This window comes from Micropruina sp. (genome assembly GCF_047606365.1).
Taxonomy (GTDB): Bacteria; Actinomycetota; Actinomycetes; order Propionibacteriales; family Propionibacteriaceae; genus Micropruina.
Genome location: NZ_JASGEN010000023.1, coordinates 1 through 16,285, shown reverse-complemented (window position 1 = coordinate 16,285; position 16,285 = coordinate 1). Strand labels below are relative to the sequence as shown.

Sequence of the window (16,285 nt, the reverse complement as noted above, 5' to 3'; positions counted from 1 at the left end):
GCCCCGGACGCGACCGCGCGCAGGCCCTCGTGGACCAGCGCCTGGGCCAGCACGGTGGCGGTGGTGGTGCCGTCACCGGCCACGTCGTTGGTCTTGGTGGCGACCTCTTTGGCCAGCTGGGCGCCGAGGTTCTCGTAAGGATCGGTGAGCTCGACCTCTTTGGCGACGGTGACACCGTCGTTGGTGATGGTCGGAGCGCCCCACTTCTTGTCGAGCACCACATAGCGGCCCTTGGGGCCGAGCGTCACCTTCACGGTGTTGGCGAGGATGTCGACGCCACGCTCCAGGGAACGCCGCGCCTCCTCGTCGAACTGAAGGATCTTGGGCATGGTCTGGGGATCCTTACTTGGAGACGACGGCGAGGATGTCGCGGGCGTTCAGGAGCAGGTACTCCTGGCCCTCGTACTTGACCTCGGTGCCGCCGTACTTGGAGAAGATCACGACGTCACCCTCGGCGACGTCGAGCGGAACGCGGTTGCCGTTGTCGTCGATGCGACCCGGGCCGGTCGCAACGACCTTGCCCTCCTGCGGCTTCTCCTTGGCGGTGTCGGGGATGACCAGGCCCGAGGCGGTGGTCTGCTCGGCCTCGAGCGGCTGGACGAGGATGCGATCCTCGAGCGGCTTGATCGTGACTGCCACGTCAAAACCCTTTCTTGTGCTGGGCACGTAGCCCGTTGCTTGTCGGATTTCAGCCGGGGCGTCGTCGCGGGTGCCGCCGGCGGCCGTTCGCACTCTCTAGGCGAGAGTGCTAACTGCGAATCTATCGCGGGCTTAGCACTCGTTCAACCTGAGTGCCAGCCGCGCTTCTTTTCCGTCGCCCGGACGCGGACCCGGCAGACTGGCCCGATGGACGTTCGCCGGCTGACCCATCCGGTGGCCCGCCGGGTCGCTGCGGGACTGAACGCGTTCAACGCCGCCCATCCGTGGAACCACAACGAGCATTTCCACGGCTGGATCCTGCGTCACCTGCCCGCGCGTCGCGACCGGGGGCTCGACGTCGGTTGCGGACGCGGCGAGTTGCTGGCGGCGCTGGCCGTCCGGTTCGACGCGGTGCACGGCACGGACGTCGATGCTGCGATGCGCAAGGCCGCCCGGCTGCGCTGTGCCGCCCTGCCGAACGTGACCGTGGACGACGCCCAACTCGCCGACCTGGACGGCCCCTATGACCTGATCACCATGATCGCCGTCCTGCATCACCTGGACGTCGCGGAGGCGTTGCGCCAGGTGGAGCGGCTGCTCGCACCGGGCGGACGGCTACTGGTGGTCGGCCTCGCTCCCCCGACCACACCGCTCGACGTGGTGTGGGATCTAGCCTCGATGCTGCTCAACCCGCTGGTCGGCTTCGTCAAGCACCCGCGCCGGACGTCCGGAGTCGATCCGCGTCCGCCGGTCCCCGTCCGGGCCGCCACGTTGAGCCTCGGCGACCTGAAGCGGATCGTCCGCGCGGTGCTGCCCGGTGCGGTGGTCCGGCGTCGGTTGTTCTTCCGGCACACGATCAGCTGGACGAAACCGGCGCACCTCAGGTGACTGACACCTTCCCGAGCCACTGCCGCCCTGCAAACCGTCAGTGGCTCCCGAACCCGCCAGTCACCCTTCGCGACCGCGATCAGGCGAACCAGCCGGCGATCAACTGCCAACATCCCCAACCGGCTGCGACGGCGAGCAGGCCGAGGTAGGCGAGCACCAGCCTTGTGTCCCGCAGTACGCATTTCGACCGGGTGAGTCCGGCCCGGCGGGCCCGCCAGTAGCCGGCGAATCCGAGGCCGGCGAAGAACAGCAGAGCGAACGGCCCCAGCACCCAGCCGAGCAGGGCGACGGTGGCGAAGATGCACAGCCGGAGCGGATCGAAGGTCCGCTCCTGGGTGGTCGGGGCACCGTTGACGGTGGCGGCGGCACCCGTATCGGCTACAGCATCCGCCGCGGCTGCGGGGTCAATCACGGCAGGGTCCATGGCGAGGCGGCCGTCGTTCGCGTTGCCGCTGCGCTGGTCCCGACTACGCACGATCCGGGACGGCGACGGCCCGGCCGCGAGCCGCCGCGCGTCCTCCTCCGCGCTCACCCTCGGTCTCCCCACGTCCTCCGTCGAGCCGTCACGGCCTGCTGCCGCTGGGCTGCAGCAACCGCAGTTCGCGCCGGGTGGTGGCGGTGCTGAGCCGCTGCCGCGCCAGCTGCGGCCAGGCCTGGACGGCGCAGAACGGCGCGCACTGGTGGGCGTCCGCCTCGCTCTTGGTGCCGACGTGCACGCAGCACTGGGTGAGTCGTTCCTCGATCATCGTCGAGATGTCCATGAACGGCTTCACGGTGATCCGCACCACCCGTTCGGCGAGCAGCCGGCGCAACCGGTCCTGCTGGCCGGGCAGCTTGCCGGCCGCCAATGTGGTCAGGGTGCCGATGCCGAGGTCGCACTGGGTGCAGATGTTCTGCCACAGTTCCGCCGTTCGCGGGTGGGACAGCGACGCCTGCTCGCTCATCAGGTCGAGGAACGAGGTACGCATCAGGTCGCGCAACCGCAGCGGGATGTCCCGGTCGGCGATCCGGTTGGCGAACGCGTCCGGATCGAGTTCCAGCCAGGCCAGCAGTTCGTCGTGACCGACCAGCGCGCACAGCGACCGCCACACCCCGGCGTCGTCCTTGAGCAGGTAGCCAACTGAGGCGCAGTGCGGGTGCGAGCAGGGCAGGGCGGTCAGGTCGTGCCAGGCCACCACTCCCCCGGTCTGTTCCTCGAGCCTTGCCAGCACGCCGGTGTGGGTGAGCCGGTTCACCGGGTCGATGCCGTGGCCGCGTCCGGAACCGAAGACTGGTTGCAGCGCGACCCCGCCGACGAACGGCGTCTCCAGCGCCCGGAGCACCACCGCGCCGATGTCGCCGTCGTTGACGCCGAGCGCCGCGGTCATGGTCAGCGTGGTGAACACCTCCGCCTGGGACAGCCGGGCGATCGCGGCCTCCTTGAACCGGGTCAGGTCGCCACCCCGGTGATAGACGGACGCCTCGGGCGACGGCCCGTCGTACTGCAGGTACACCTCGACCCGGGAGCGGTGCTTGCGCAGCAGCGCGACCAGTTCGTCGTCCTGGGCGACCAGCAGACCGTTGGTGTTGATCATGATCCGGACGATCGGCCGGGCCACCAACTCGTCGAGCAGTTCGGCCAACTGCGGGTAGAGCGTCGGTTCGCCGCCGGACAGCATCATCACGTCGATCCGGCCGTTCTCCCTGCTCAGCCGGGTGTCGACGTTGGCCAGGATCTCGGCCAGCGGCACCACGCCCTTCAGGGTCGGTCCGGACGCGGTGAAGCAGGTCGGGCAGCGCAGGTTGCAGTGCTCGATGACATCGGCGAGCAGGATGCAGGTGTGCTGGGTCTGCGCCGGTGGCAGGCCGTAGGCGTAGGCCTCGGGCACCTGGCGGAAGTTCGCCGGGTCGTCCGGATCGTGCCGCTTGGTCGGCGCCTGCCACTTCTCCAGGTAGCGCAGGATCTGCGGGTCCTCGTCATAGAGGGTGGTGACGATGCCGTGGTCGGGGCAGACCCGCTGCAGCCAGATCCGGTCGTCGCGTTCGAGCAGCTGCCCGGACAGCCGGCGCACCTGCGCCAGCGGCGGATTCGACTCGTGGCATTCGGGGCAAAAGGCGGTCACATAGCGGTGGATCCGGTCGCCGCGCAGCGGCTGGCCGGGGCCGAGGACGGCGGGGCGTGGAGCCATCGCTCCCCCTCACGGGACGGACCCGGCCACTCCGCTCGGGTCGGCGGGGCGGAGGCGCGAGGCCGTCCGCTGGATCACCCGATGGTAACGGCCGGGACCGACACGGCGAAGGCCCTGTGGGCGGGAGCCGTCGGATCGGCTGATCAGCCGTTCCCGGCCAGCATGAAGAGCAGGCCGAAGCAGACCCCGGCGAGGATGATCAGCGCGGCACCGATGGCCAGCAGCAGTCCAGAGCCGAAGCGGCGAGTGTCGGCCCGTACGGCCAGCGCGATCGAGCCGCCGAGGTAGAGCAGCGGAAGCGCCAGCCCGACGAAGTTGGCGACCTCGCCCCGCAGGTACTCGGCCAGCGCGAAGAACAGCCAGCCACCGCCGAAGAGCACCACGAGTCCGACCACGATGCCGAGCACCAGCGAACCACCGGAGCGTCCCGGCGGAGGCCCGCTCGGCGGTCGCCACGGCGTCCCGGGCGGCGGGGGCCCACCCGGCGGCATCCCACCCGGCGGCATCCCAGCCGGAGGACCCTGCCATCCGGGCGGCGGTCCCTGCCCCGGCGGAGGTTGCGGAGGTGGCGGCGGAGGTTGCCCGGACGGCGGCTGCCGGCCCGGCGGGACGCCGGACGAACCCGGCGGCTGGAAATCCGGTCCACTCATTGAGCCATGGTGACCCATCCGGACACCTGGGCGCAGCACTCTCGGCCGAATCCGGGGAACCGCCGGCGTTCGTCGGTCGAGCTTGTCGACCAGCAGCGGCGACGCTGGATCAGCGCTCCCCTAGGTAGTCAGGTGGGTGTTCAGTGAGGGCGTCGGGGCCCGCAGCGCCCGCAGCACCGAGCGGATCAACAACGGCGCCACCGCCAGCAGGCACCACTGGGGCCGGGTCAGTCCGAACCAGGTCTCCTCGTTGCCCCGGACGAACTCGACCGCGAACCGGAACAGGGCGTAGCCGGCCACGTAGAGCCGGAACAGCGCACCGGGCGCCAGCCGTCCGCGCCAACGCAGCAGCAGGGCCAGTGCGACCGCGTGGAAGGCGATCTCGTACAGGAACGACGGATGCAGCCCCACTCCCGCGACGCCGCCGAGTCGCTCGGCCTGCTCGGCGGTCATCACCATGCCCCAGCCGCCGCCGGTCGGCGTGCCGGGATTCTCGGTCAGCAGGCAGCCCACCCGGCCGATCATCATCGCCAGCGCGACGGCGGGGGCGAACAGCTCTCCGGTGTCCTCGCGGTAGCCGGTCAGCCGCTTGCCGAGCCAGACCCCGATCCATGCCCCGATCAAGCCGGCCAGGATGCTGCGGTTGCCGAACGTCCACCACTCCAGCAGCGACGACGGCCGGGAGGGATCGAGCGTCGCCGGCCAGGTCAGCAGCCGGGCGCCGAGCGCACCGAAGGCGACCGCCATACCGGCCAGCACCCAGAGCCGATCGTCGTGCAGCCGCAGCCGCCGCTTCTCCAGCGCGTACCAGACCAGGCCGGCCACCACTCCGAGACCGACCCAGAACCCGTGCACGAGATCGTTGCCGGGGTACGGCAACGGGATCATCGAGGCACCGCCCGGTGGGGCATCATGCCCGGAGCCTACCCAGACGGCGCCTGACGACCTCGGCTCAGTCCTCCTTGACCAGGGTGGCGACGCCGCCGAACGGGGGCAGGCTGACGGTGAAACCGCCCAGGCCGTCCACGTCGGCGATCTTGCGCCGGGTGGTCAGGTCGAAGACCCGGCCGGCCGGGATCTCGTCGGACTGGACGCGTCCCTCGATGGGTTCCGGACCGAAGTTGAGCACGGTGATCTGGGCCGCACCGATGTAGAGCCGGTTGACCAGGATCAGCATCTGTGGCACCGGCACCTCGGGCACGTCGCGCAGGGTGCCGGTGGAGAGGCCGTGCTGCTTGCGGACCTGCAGGATCGGGGCCAGCCGGGACGCGAACGACCGCGGATCGGCGAGCTGCTGCGGCAGCGGACCGTAGAGCGTCCGGGCCGCCGGCATGCCGGAACTCGCACCGTCGGTGGCCACCCCCATCAGGTCGTAGGCGCCGCGTTCGATCCACCGGGTGTCACCGGTGGAGATCAGCCCGGAGACCTCCTCGCGGGGCAGCGGCAGCGCGCCGACCAGGTCCCAGCCGGACAGCGCGAAGACCCCCGGCTGCCACGCGTTGTACATGCACAGCAGCAGGTGGGCGTCCTTGATCTGCTCGGCCTGCTCGGGCGTGATCGAGTCCAGGTCGGTGATGCCGAGGCTGGCGGTGATCACCGACGCCGTGGTCGAGGCGATGCCGTTCTGGGTGAACAGCGCGTTGTAGGGCGCGGCCGGGCCGGTGATCCGCTGCCGCAACGTCTCGCGGATGTGCTCGGCCAGGTCGGCGCCGGTGTAGTCGACGCCGCCCAGCGTGTAGTGGTCGGCGGCGTGGCGTCCGGCGAAGTGGACCAGTTCGTAGGTCAGTTCGTCGTGGTTCTGCATCGCATGCACCAGGGACGCCTGGTCGATGCCGGCCGCGATCGCCTCGCGCAGGGTGAGCCGCAGGAACTCGGTGTCTCCCGTGGCCAGGGCCAGATGGTAGGCGGGGCGGGTGATGAAGTCGTAGGACAGGTCCGGGCCCACCGCCGCGGTCTCGGCGATGTCGTCCACGCCCAGATTCAGCTCCTGGAAGGTGAAGCCGCCCACCTTGCGGACCATCGAACCGATCAGCTGGTTCGCGGCCTGCGACAAGGGGTGACCCTCCGACCAGGCCGGTCCGGCGATGTTCTTCTCCACGCCCAGGAAGCCGTTCGCGTCCAGCCGCAGGCCGCCGGAACCCAGGTCGAGCAGCGAGTGCAGGGCGTCGCCCATCACCAGCCGCATGCCGGCGAAGGTCGGGTCGAGCCAGTTGATGGAGGGCTGGCCGTCCTTGAAGTAGTGCAGGTACACCCAGCGGCGCAGCACACCCTCGTGGTCGTAGATCGGCGGGGTGACCGACCAGTTGGTCTCCTTCACGCCCGGCTCGTAGAAGATCACCCGCTGCAGTTCGCCGATGATGTAGCCGGCCTCAGCCAGCGCCCGCTCGTGCGAGGCGTCCAGGTTGACCGAATCCTTGCCGGGCGGGACGTCGGGCAGCAGGTGCCAGGCCTCCTCGGGGATGTCGACCATGTGGTAGATGCCCGGGTAGTCGCGGTAGTTCAGCTCGGCCAGCCGGAAGTCGGCGCCCTTGCCGGTGTGGCCCGGGACGATGTCGTCGATCACCGTGCCGCCGTGCCGCGACGCCACCTCGCACATCGCGCGGAACTCGTCCTCGGTGCCGAACAGCGGGTCGATCGCCATGCTGATCCGGTCGAAGTGACCGTCGACGCTCGGGGTCAGTTTCCAGCCGGTGATGCCGCCGGCCAGCTTCACCGGCCCGGTGTGGACGCCCTCGATGCCGATCTGCTGGAAGGTGCGCCACAGTTCCTCGTCGCCGATGGCGCCCAGGAACGACTGCCCGGGGGCGGTGACCAGCGAGAGCGGATAGGCGGTGAACCACACCGCCGTCTTGTCGACCGCGGCCCGCGGATCCGGTGCGGCGTACGGGTTGCTCCACATGGTGTGCAGGCCGGCGAGCTGCCGGGCCATCGCGATCGAGTCGCCCAGCATCGACTGGTTGACCAGCCACTCCACGTAGGCCTTGTTGCGGCCGTCCGGCTCGAACGGCGGCGGGCCCATCGCCTGCAGCATGTCCTTGCGTCGCCGGGCGGCCGGCCGCAGTTTGGCCGGACGCGCCGGGTAGCGCTGAGCGTCGAAGGTCGGTTCGGCCAGCACCTCGTCGTGGTCGGTGGGCACGTCATCCTCAAGCTCGGCGGTCATGGGCGACAAGCCTAGTGCCGTTCCCTCGCAGTCCCCCCGCACAGGGCCCGCCGCCACGCAACAGTTTCGGCCGCCGCCCAGCGGGTAGGTACCCCAGACACCCCGAACGACCTCGGTGACGAAAGGTGTTTCCGCATGACCAACGACCAGTACAGCTTCGAGAACCCGGTGACCCGCTACGACTCGATCGCGCCGCCCGAACAACGGCAGCCCGAGCCCGGACTCGACCGGGACCTGAAGCCGCCGGCCGATCGTGGTGAGGACAGCTACCGCGGCACCGGACGGCTCACCGGCCGCCGCGCCCTGATCACCGGCGGCGACTCGGGTATCGGCGCCGCCACCGCGATCGCCTTCGCCCGCGAGGGCGCCGACGTCGCGATCAGCTACCTGCCCGAGGAGGAACCGGACGCCGAGCGCATCATCGCGCTGATCGAGCAAGCCGGACGCAAGGCGCTGGCGCTGCCCGGTGACCTCAAGGACGCCGCCTACTGCCGCTCGCTGGTCGACCGGACGGTGGAGACGTTCGGCGGCCTGGACATCCTGGTCAACAACGGCGGCAAGCAGATCAGCCAGGACAGCATTCTGGACATCTCCGACGAGCAGTTCGACGAGACGATGACCACCAACATCTACGCCATGTTCTGGATCACCAAGGCGGCGGTCGCGCACATGCCGCCGGGCTCGACGATCATCAACACGACCTCGATCCAGGCCTACCAGCCCTCCCCCACGCTGATCGACTACGCCACCACCAAGGCCGCGATCAACAACTTCAGCAAGGGCCTGGCGCAGCAGTTGGCGCCGAAGGGCATCCGGGTCAACGCGGTCGCACCCGGCCCGATCTGGACGCCGCTGCAGCCCTCCTACGGACAGCCGATGGAGAAGCTGACCCAGTTCGGCCAGGACACGCCGCTGGGACGTGCCGGCCAGCCGGCCGAACTCGCCCCCGCCTACGTGTTCCTGGCGTCCGGCGAATCGAGCTATATCAGCGGCGAGACGCTGGGCGTGACCGGCGGCAAGCCGACCCCCTGAGCCAACCTCAGCCGAGGTCGATCCGGCAGGCGGCGGTGGACCCGGGCAACCGGTGGCGGTTGCGGGCCACCAGGGCGTACGCCGGCCGCGCCAGCCAGGAAACGGGCGGGTGCAGCAGCAGCCAGCCGGCCAGCCGCCAGCCCGGTCCGCCGGTGGCCAGGGCGCGTCCGATCGCGACGTGGCCGTAGCTCACCCGGGTGCCCGCGCCGTCCGGCTCGACGAACGGGATCTGGCGCCGCGCGCGGTCGGCGTCCACTCCGAGCCCGGCCAGGTCGGCGCGGTGCAGCGGGCTGATCGCCGTCCGCAGCTTGCGGCGTCCGAGCCAGGCGGCACTGGCGGTGCAGAAGCCGCAGTCGGCGTCGTAGAGCAGGGTCATCGCAGCGCGGTCAGCAGGGTGAGGTCGTCGGCGGGGAGGTCGTCCACGGTGGCGGTGACGGTCATCGCCTGCAGGCTCAACGAGCCGGACAACGTGGTCAGGAACGCGGTGTCGGCGGCGTCGCGTCCGGTGGCGATCCGCAGCAGGCTGGGCCGCGGGGCCAGCGTGGTGGCGTCCACCACCCACCAGGCGCCGTCCAGGTAGGCCTCGGCGACGGCGTGGAAGTCCATCGGATCCAGCCCGGGCGCATAGACCGACGCCAGCCGGGCGGGCACGTTGAGACCGCGCAACAGCGCGATCACCAGGTGCGCGTAGTCGCGGCACACCCCTTGCCGGGACAGGTAGGTGTCGATCGCACCGTCGGTCGGCTTGGACGCCCCGGAGACGTAGCTCAGCCGGGCACCGACCCAGCTCGACACGGCGTCCAGCAACTCCTTGCCGGACAGTCCGGCGAACTCCGCCTGCGCCACCGGCATCAGCTTGTCCGAGTCGCAGTAGCGGCTGGGCCGGGCGTATTCGATCCGATGCCATTGCGAGTGCGGTTCGATCTCGGCGATGCCGTCCACCTCGACCTGGTAGTCGATCTGCAGAGTCCCCGGCTGCAGGCCGGCGAGCAGGTGCAGGCGTCCGCCGTGCGGTGCCGCCACCTCGTGCACGGCCACCGGTGCGCCGTCCAGGGTGATGTCGAGGCGCTCGGTGCGGCGCGGTCCGTCGGCGACTGCGATGGCCAGCACCACCTCGGCCGCGGAATCGACGTGGGCGATCAGTTGAGCCGTGGCGGAACGCTGCATGGCTCCATGCTGTCAGCCGGCGACGGCTGTCGCTGACCGAGCCACCAGGTGGCCACACCGCCGCGGCCAATCGAGGGTGGACGAACAGCCCTGCCGGCCGGCGCCCGGAGGTTGTTCCGGGCCCGGTCGAGATTCTTCTTGGCAGGATGTCGAATACGGCCGGCGATGAACGTATGGGAGATGAGCATGGCAGCACGGCCATGCCGCGACGAAGGAGAAGGATCATGACCCAGTACCTGCTGAGCAACATCACCCCGACCGGCGGCACCATCGAGCCGGAACGGCTGCAGCGCATCATCGAGAACGTCACCGCCGTCACCCGGGAGATGCAGACCGCCGGTGTCTGGGTGTTCGCGATGGGGCTGAGCGAGCCGTCCTCGGCGACCGTCGTGTCGAGCACCGACGGCACGGTCACCCTGGCCGATGGGCCGTTCGCGGAGCTCAAGGAATACGTCGGCGGGTTCACCGTCATCGACGTCGCCGATCTCGATGCCGCGATCTCCTGGGCCGGCAAGGTGTCCGAGGCGACCGGGCTCAAGATCGAGGTCCGTCCCACGCCGAGCTTCGGCGGCTGAGCACCCTGGTGACCGAAGGAACCGTCCCCGGTGACCGGAAGAACCGTCCCCAGTGACCGAGAGAACCATCCCCGATGAGGCGGTGGCGGCCGTACACCGGGCATTCCGCTCGGAGTACGGCCGCACCGTCGCGATCCTGATGCGTACCTTCGGCGACCTGGACGCGGCCGAGGACGCCGTCCAGGACGCGTTCACCATCGCCGCCGACAGCTGGCCGACCCAGGGGGTGCCGCCCAACCCGCAGGCCTGGATCGTCACCACCGCACGGAATCGCGCGATCGACCGGATCAGGCGGGCGCAGACCGAGGAGCGGTACGCCCCGCAACTCGTCCAGGACCCGACGGTGGCCCGGCCTGGCGTCGCCGAAACGGACGGCACCGTGGACGACGAGCTGCGGATGATCCTGCTCTGCGCCCACCCCAGCCTGACGCCGGAATCCCAGGTGGCGTTGACGTTGCGTTACGTCGGTGGGCTGACCGCCGCCGAGATCGCCCGGGCGTTCGGCAGTTCCGAGGCGACCACGGCCCAGCGGCTGGCGCGGGCGAAACGGAAGATCCGGGACGCCCGGATCGGGCTGCCCGAACCCGAACGGCTGCACGACCGGCTCGGGGTGGTGCTGGCCGTCGTCTATGCGATCTACAACGAGGGTTACGTCACCACCGCCGGCCCGCTCAGCCGGTTCGACCTCAGCCAGGAGGGCGTCCGGCTGGCGCGGCTGGTGGCCGTCCACAGCAAGGGCGAGCTCGAGGCGAAGGGCCTGTTGGCGCTGCTGCTGCTTCTGCAGGCCCGCCGTCCGGCACGGATCGCCGACGACGGCGCCCTCATTCCGCTTCCGGAGCAGGATCGCGCGAAGTGGGATCGAGCGCTGATCGCGCAGGGCCAGGCGCTGGTGCGGGAATGCCTCGCCGCGAACCGGCCCGGCCCCTACCAGGTGCAGGCGGCGATCCAGGCGGCGCACTGCGACGCCGCGCGCGACGAGGACACCGACTGGCGGCAGGTGCTCGCCCTCTACGACCTCCTCCTACCACTGCTGCCGACCGACGCCGTCCGCACGGCACGGATCGTGGCACTCGCCCACGTCGAGGGCGCCAAGGCTGCCCTGGCCGAACTCGACCCGGGATCGGACGACCAGTATGTGCTGGCGGTCCGGGCCGATCTGCTGGCGCAACTCGGACGGGCCGCCGAGGCCCGCGCACTCTTCCACCGGGCGGCCGCCACCGCCAGCAACGCGGCGGAACAAGCCCACCTGCTGCGCCGGGCGTCCGAACTCGCCTGATCCGGCACCGCCGGCCCGAACTACAGTTGCCTCGACCGGCAAAAGGAGCGGCAGGAGGATCGCCGAGATGGTCCAGCAAGCGAGGATGGAGTGGCGATGACCGGACTGTTCCGCACGTTGATCCCGAAGGTGTTCTACGCCGACCTGACCGTCGGCCGCGACCTGTTCGTCGACGGGCTCGGCTTCGAGGTACTGCACGACGACGGCGACTTCGTGATCGTCGCCCGCGACGGCTGCAAGCTCTACCTGGTCGAGGACGCCGAGTTCGCCGCCAAGGACCGCCCCGAGTTGGCCATCGAGACCGACGACATCGACGCGGTGTACGCCGACATCGCCGGACGGCGTCCCGACCTGCTGCACCCCACCTACCCGGCCGGCGGCGGCATCATCCGCCGCGAGTACGGCGCCCGCGAATTCGCTGTGCTCGACGCCACCACCACCGGCGTGGTGTTCCGCGACTGGAGCTGACCCGCGCGGCCAACCAGGCCGGCTCGATAGACTCCGAGCGGAAACCCCGAGGAGACGGATGGACTGGACGGCACACGTCATCTGGTGGCACTGCTACCCGTTGGGCTTTGTCAACGCCGAGGACACCGCGGTTCACCAGGTGCGGCACCGGCTGGGTCAGCTGACCAACTGGCTCGACTACCTGATCGAGCTGGGCTGCAACGGCATGCTGCTCAACCCCATCTTCGCCTCCGCCACGCACGGCTACGACACCCTCGACCACTACGCGATCGACGCCCGGCTCGGCGACGACGGCGACTTCGGCGAGCTGATGTGGAAGGCCAAGGAGCGCGGCATCCGCATCCTGCTGGACGGCGTTTTCAACCACCTGGCCCGCGAGCATCCGCTGGTGCAGCGGGCCCTGGCGGCCGGCCCCGGCACCCCGGACGGCGACTGGCTGCGCTGGGAGGACGACCACCCGCGGGTCTTCGAGGGTCACCAGCCGCTGGTCGAGCTGAACTTCGCCAACCCGGCCGTGCAGGACTTCGTCGTCGACATCATGTGCCACTGGCTGGGTCGCGGCATTGACGGCTGGCGGCTCGACGCCGCCTACGCCCCCGGTGCCGAGGCGTGGCGTCCGATCGTGGACCGGGTGAAGGCCGCCTACCCGGACTGCTGGCTGCTGGGCGAGGTGATCCACGGCGACAAGGACACCTTCGTGCTCGAATCGGGCCTCGATTCGGTCACCCAGTACGAGTTGTGGCACGCGATCTGGCAGTCGATGAACACCACCAACCTGTGGGCGCTGGACTGGGCGCTGCAACGGCATCGCCGCTTCTGCGAGCATTTCCGGCCGCAGATCTTCGTCTCCAACCACGACGTGTCGCGGATCTCGTCCCAGCTGGACGACCGGCGGCACATCAGCCATGCGGCGGTGCTGCTCACCATGCTGCCCGGGGTGCCGTCGATCTATGCCGGCGACGAGCAGCGGTTCGAGGGCATCAAACTCGACCAGGCCGGCGGCGACGACGCGGTGCGGCCGCCGTTCCCGGCCACCCCGGACGGCCTGCTGCCGTTCGGCGCCGACACCTTCGAGCTGTACCGGACGCTGCTCGCGCTGCGCCGCCGGCATCCGTGGATCGTGGACGGCGTGGTCACCACCCGCGACCTGACCAACGAGTCCGTGGTGGTGCTCGTGGCCGGCCCGGACGAGGTGATCGAGCTCGCCCTGAACATCTCCGACCGGGTCGGGCCGCTGCCCGAGGGCGAACTGCTGCTGGCCAGCGAGAAGTGCACCGAAACCGTACCCCCGCACGGCTGGGCGATCGGCGTCCGGCCGCGCACCACCGACGACGTGCCGTTCCTGCCGCGCGACGCGGGCTGACCAGGCCCGGGCGCCTGCCGTAGGCTCTGCCGCAGCTTCTCAGCGCGACAGGAGTCATCGATGCCCACTGCCGCCCTCGGACCGGCCCGTCCGCTCGCCGTCCTGGCGCTCGGCGCCGCGGCGTTCGACCTTGCTGTCTTCCTGGTGTTGCACGCCGCCCAACCCGGCGTGGACGTGCTGCAGGAACCCACCAGCAGCTACGTGCACGGCACGCTCGGCTTTCTGTCCCCGCTGGCAGCGGCCGCGGTCGGCATCGGCGGTCTCTGCCTGGCGGTGGCGTGCTGGGGGGTGGTTTCCGGCACCTCGGCGCGGATCGGCGCGATCCTGCTGGCACTGTTCGGCCTCGCGAAGCTCGCCCAGGGCTTCTTCCCCATCGATGCCGCCGGTGAGGCGACGGCGTCCGGTGCGATGCACAACCTGCTCGGCAACCTCGCCTTCTTCGTGCTGCCGGTGGCGGCCGTGCTGCTGACCGGCCCCGTCGCCCGAGCGACCGGACACGGCCGGCCCACGTGGCGGCCGACGGCGGTGTACTGGCTGCTGGTCGGGTTGACCGTGCTGGTGCTGGCCGGGGACGCCCTGGGTTGGTTCGGTGTGGCGCAACGGCTCTATCTGGTCGGCGCCGCCGGCTGGTCCGCACTCATGGCGATCTGGCTCTTGGTGCGTCCCCAGGCTCGCCCCGCCACCGCTGGTTGAGCTTGTCGAAACCTGGTGACCACCCGCCGGTTGAGCTTGTCGAACCTGGTGAGCTCCAGAGGTCGAGGACACCTCCACTCAGCGGCCCACCAGCCGCCGGACGGCCAGGGCGCGGACGCCGTCCAGGGTCGGGGTGAGTACCACGGTGGCGGAACGGGGGCCCTTCGGCTTGAGCCGCCGGCGCAGCACGGCCGGGTCGATGTCGACGCCGCGCTTCTTGATCTCCAGCGTGCCGATGCCCTCGCGGCGCACCCAGGCCCGCAGCGTCTTCTCGCCGGCGTCCAGCACCTCGAGCACCTCGAAGGCGGTCGCGAATGGTGTCGGACGGTGGTCGGCGCCGAGCAGGTAGGCCAGCTGGGGGCGCAGCCGTCCGGCGTCCAGGTGCTCGGCCAGGAGATCGACCAGGCCGGCCCGGATCACCGCCGGATCGGGCTCGTACAGCACCGCGCCCGGTTCGGGGCGGACGATCTCGGCCGGCGGCGGGGCGGCCTGCCGGGTGTCGAGCAGCACGCCGCCGGGCAGCAGCACCGCGCTACGACCCGGCTCCGGTTCGGGTGACCACAGCGACAGTTCCACCAGATCGCCGTGGTCGCTGACCCAGGTGGCGAGCACGCCGTCCGGGATCAAGGCGTGCGGGGCGCCGGGTCCGAGCTTCACGCAGGCGATCCGTTCGGCGAGCAGTGATTCGACGAACGACCACGGCGGGCTGAGGTCCTCGACCCGCCAGCTGCGTCCGGACGCCGTCCGCCGGGCCGGGTCGCAGAACACCGCGGTCGCCGGGTCGGGTGGCGTCAGCAGGGCGACCGCGTCGCCGACCGTCACCTCGATACCGAGGTTCGCGCCGGCCAGGATGGCGGTCACCTCGTCGGCCTCGATGGCCTCCACCTGCAGGCCGGCGTCCAGGCAGGCCAGCGCGTCGGCGCCGATGCCGCAGCCGAGATCGACCACCCGCGCCACGCCGGTCGACCGCAGCCGGTCGGCCCGCCAGGCCGCCACCCGGGGCCGGGTGGCCTGCTCCAAGCCGTCGGGGGTGAAGAACAGCCGGTCGGCGCGTTCGCCGAATTTCGTCCGGGCGCGACGCCGCAGCGCGACCTGGGCGGTGACGGCCGCGGCCCGCTCGGGCGGCAACCGGCGACGCAACCGCTCGGCCGCGCCCAGTGACGACGGATCGGCCTCGGCCGCTACCCCGGCCAGCTCGTCCGCCGCCTCCGGGCCGACCAGCCAGCGGGCAGTTGCGGCGTCCATGTCTGGCGTTCTACCGGATCGCAGCCTTCGCGTCGAGGCGACAGGAGCCTGTGTCAGTCCATCGGCATAGGATTCGGCCATGAAACTGCTTGCCAAGATCCTGCTGATCGCAGCCGCGGCCATTGCGCTGTGCTCGGTCTGGCTGCTGTGGGTGGCCGGATGGGAGGTGTGGCGCCAGTTCGTGGCGCTGGACGCCCTGCGCACCCGCGAGTTCAGCAACCCGGTCGGCACCATCGTCGGCGGCGCCGCGGTGGCTCTGGTGGCCGGCGTGGTGTGCGGCTTCGCGCTCGGCATGCCGCGCAAGCCGAAGGCACCGCTCACACCGTCGGCGCAGGCACCCGAACCGCCGACCGATCCCGACCTGCGTTGACGCCGGCCAGCGTGCGCATCGTCATCGCGCCCGACAAGTTCCGCGGCACCCTGGAGGCCGCCGAGGTGGCCTCCGCCCTTGCCACCGGCCTGACCGCTGCCCGTGCCGATCTTGAGATCCGCTGCTGCCCGGTCGCCGACGGCGGCGAGGGCACCCTGGCCGCCGCGTTGGCGAACGGCTGGGAACAGGTGACGACGACGGTCGCCGGACCGCTCGGCGCACCCCAGGTCGCCGCCTTCGGCCTGGGCAGCCTGGACGGCGAGCCGGCCGGCCTGGTCGAACTCGCCGTGGCCAGCGGCCTGGCCCTGATTCCCGCCGACGCCACCGGACGCCGGCGCACCGACCCGCTCGGCGCCACCAGCCGCGGCACCGGCGAGCTGATCCGGGCCGCCCTGGACGCCGGCTGCGCCACAGTTATCCTCGGCATCGGCGGCAGTGCCTGCACCGACGGCGGCGCCGGCCTGCTCACCGCACTGGGCGCCCGGTTCCTCACCACCGACGGAGCGCCGATCGGCCCCGGCGGAGCCGGCCTGGCGACGCTCGCCGCCGTGGACCTGACCGGGCTGGACCCGCGCATCGCCCGGACCCGGT

The 16,285-nt window shown here is 70.9% G+C and carries 19 protein-coding genes; 9 read left to right on the top strand and 10 right to left on the bottom strand.

Translation table 11 applies throughout. The features are described 5' to 3' along the window. Together QM624_RS03150 and groES are read right to left on the bottom strand one after the other, a co-directional pair. Nucleotides 1–329 (bottom strand): TCP-1/cpn60 chaperonin family protein (locus tag QM624_RS03150; protein WP_415088666.1); only part of this gene is annotated, 329 nt, incomplete at its 3' end. 13 nt (nt 330–342) lie between these two features. Beyond that, entirely contained in the window at nt 343–639 is a 297-nt protein-coding gene (groES, locus tag QM624_RS03145; RefSeq protein ID WP_298130601.1) for a co-chaperone GroES, read from the bottom strand. A 207-nt stretch (nt 640–846) separates the two neighbouring features. Here groES and QM624_RS03140 point away from each other — a divergent pair, with 207 nt between their 5' ends. Then, nucleotides 847–1,527, top strand: a complete 681-nt coding sequence (locus tag QM624_RS03140; RefSeq protein WP_415088665.1) for a class I SAM-dependent methyltransferase — start codon at nt 847–849, stop codon at nt 1,525–1,527. 79 nt (nt 1,528–1,606) lie between these two features. Here the strand turns inward: QM624_RS03140 and QM624_RS03135 are convergent, their stop codons facing one another. The 5 genes from QM624_RS03135 to treS all read right to left on the bottom strand — a co-directional run bounded on the left by QM624_RS03135 (nt 1,607) and on the right by treS (nt 7,505). Further along, nucleotides 1,607–2,059, bottom strand: coding sequence for a hypothetical protein (locus tag QM624_RS03135; protein ID WP_415088664.1), 453 nt, complete (start codon nt 2,057–2,059; stop codon nt 1,607–1,609). Between the two features lie 31 nt (nt 2,060–2,090). Then, nucleotides 2,091–3,695 (bottom strand): radical SAM protein, encoded by a 1,605-nt coding sequence (locus QM624_RS03130; RefSeq protein WP_415088663.1) that lies wholly within the window; start codon nt 3,693–3,695, stop codon nt 2,091–2,093. A gap of 143 nt (nt 3,696–3,838) precedes the next feature. Further along, entirely contained in the window at nt 3,839–4,102 is a 264-nt protein-coding gene (locus QM624_RS03125; RefSeq protein WP_415088662.1) for a hypothetical protein, read from the bottom strand. 363 nt (nt 4,103–4,465) lie between these two features. Continuing rightward, nucleotides 4,466–5,233: a prolipoprotein diacylglyceryl transferase gene (locus tag QM624_RS03120; RefSeq protein WP_415088661.1), complete on the bottom strand. Its 768-nt coding sequence runs from the start codon at nt 5,231–5,233 to the stop codon at nt 4,466–4,468. Between the two features lie 64 nt (nt 5,234–5,297). Continuing rightward, nucleotides 5,298–7,505: a maltose alpha-D-glucosyltransferase gene (gene treS, locus QM624_RS03115; RefSeq protein WP_415088660.1), complete on the bottom strand. Its 2,208-nt coding sequence runs from the start codon at nt 7,503–7,505 to the stop codon at nt 5,298–5,300. A 135-nt stretch (nt 7,506–7,640) separates the two neighbouring features. Between treS and QM624_RS03110 the strand changes: the two genes are divergently transcribed. Beyond that, the gene (locus QM624_RS03110) at nt 7,641–8,537 is read left to right on the top strand and encodes a glucose 1-dehydrogenase (protein WP_415088659.1); all 897 of its coding nucleotides are present in this window, start codon (nt 7,641–7,643) and stop codon (nt 8,535–8,537) included. Nucleotides 8,538–8,544: 7 nt separating this feature from the next. Here the strand turns inward: QM624_RS03110 and QM624_RS03105 are convergent, their stop codons facing one another. Both QM624_RS03105 and QM624_RS03100 read right to left on the bottom strand, forming a co-directional pair. Next, nucleotides 8,545–8,913 (bottom strand): thiol-disulfide oxidoreductase DCC family protein, encoded by a 369-nt coding sequence (locus QM624_RS03105; RefSeq protein WP_415088658.1) that lies wholly within the window; start codon nt 8,911–8,913, stop codon nt 8,545–8,547. Further along, nucleotides 8,910–9,704 carry a transglutaminase-like domain-containing protein gene (locus tag QM624_RS03100; protein ID WP_415088657.1) on the bottom strand — a complete coding sequence of 265 codons (795 nt, stop codon included), beginning with the start codon at nt 9,702–9,704 and terminating at the stop codon, nt 8,910–8,912. Before QM624_RS03100 ends, QM624_RS03105 begins: the two co-directional genes overlap by 4 nt. 224 nt (nt 9,705–9,928) lie before the next feature. On the opposite strand from QM624_RS03100, the gene QM624_RS03095 reads away from it, so the two are divergent. The 5 genes from QM624_RS03095 to QM624_RS03075 all read left to right on the top strand — a co-directional run bounded on the left by QM624_RS03095 (nt 9,929) and on the right by QM624_RS03075 (nt 14,079). Beyond that, on the top strand, nt 9,929–10,279 hold the full coding sequence (locus tag QM624_RS03095; RefSeq protein ID WP_415088656.1) for a YciI family protein: 351 nt from the start codon (nt 9,929–9,931) through the stop codon (nt 10,277–10,279). Between the two features lie 52 nt (nt 10,280–10,331). After that, nucleotides 10,332–11,555 (top strand): RNA polymerase sigma factor, encoded by a 1,224-nt coding sequence (locus tag QM624_RS03090; RefSeq protein WP_415088655.1) that lies wholly within the window; start codon nt 10,332–10,334, stop codon nt 11,553–11,555. Nucleotides 11,556–11,651: 96 nt separating this feature from the next. Then, nucleotides 11,652–12,023: a hypothetical protein gene (locus tag QM624_RS03085; protein WP_415088653.1), complete on the top strand. Its 372-nt coding sequence runs from the start codon at nt 11,652–11,654 to the stop codon at nt 12,021–12,023. A 58-nt stretch (nt 12,024–12,081) separates the two neighbouring features. After that, nucleotides 12,082–13,386, top strand: coding sequence for an alpha-amylase family glycosyl hydrolase (locus QM624_RS03080; protein WP_415088652.1), 1,305 nt, complete (start codon nt 12,082–12,084; stop codon nt 13,384–13,386). 60 nt (nt 13,387–13,446) lie between these two features. Next, on the top strand, nt 13,447–14,079 hold the full coding sequence (locus QM624_RS03075; protein WP_415088651.1) for a DUF998 domain-containing protein: 633 nt from the start codon (nt 13,447–13,449) through the stop codon (nt 14,077–14,079). A gap of 78 nt (nt 14,080–14,157) precedes the next feature. On the opposite strand, the gene QM624_RS03070 is transcribed toward QM624_RS03075, so the two are convergent. Continuing rightward, entirely contained in the window at nt 14,158–15,324 is a 1,167-nt protein-coding gene (locus QM624_RS03070; protein ID WP_415088650.1) for a THUMP-like domain-containing protein, read from the bottom strand. A gap of 79 nt (nt 15,325–15,403) precedes the next feature. On the opposite strand from QM624_RS03070, the gene QM624_RS03065 reads away from it, so the two are divergent. Both QM624_RS03065 and QM624_RS03060 read left to right on the top strand, forming a co-directional pair. Next, the gene (locus QM624_RS03065) at nt 15,404–15,694 is read left to right on the top strand and encodes a hypothetical protein (protein ID WP_415088649.1); all 291 of its coding nucleotides are present in this window, start codon (nt 15,404–15,406) and stop codon (nt 15,692–15,694) included. Nucleotides 15,695–15,705: 11 nt separating this feature from the next. Next, the coding region (locus QM624_RS03060) for a glycerate kinase (protein ID WP_415088648.1) at nt 15,706–16,285 on the top strand (580 nt) is incomplete at its 3' end.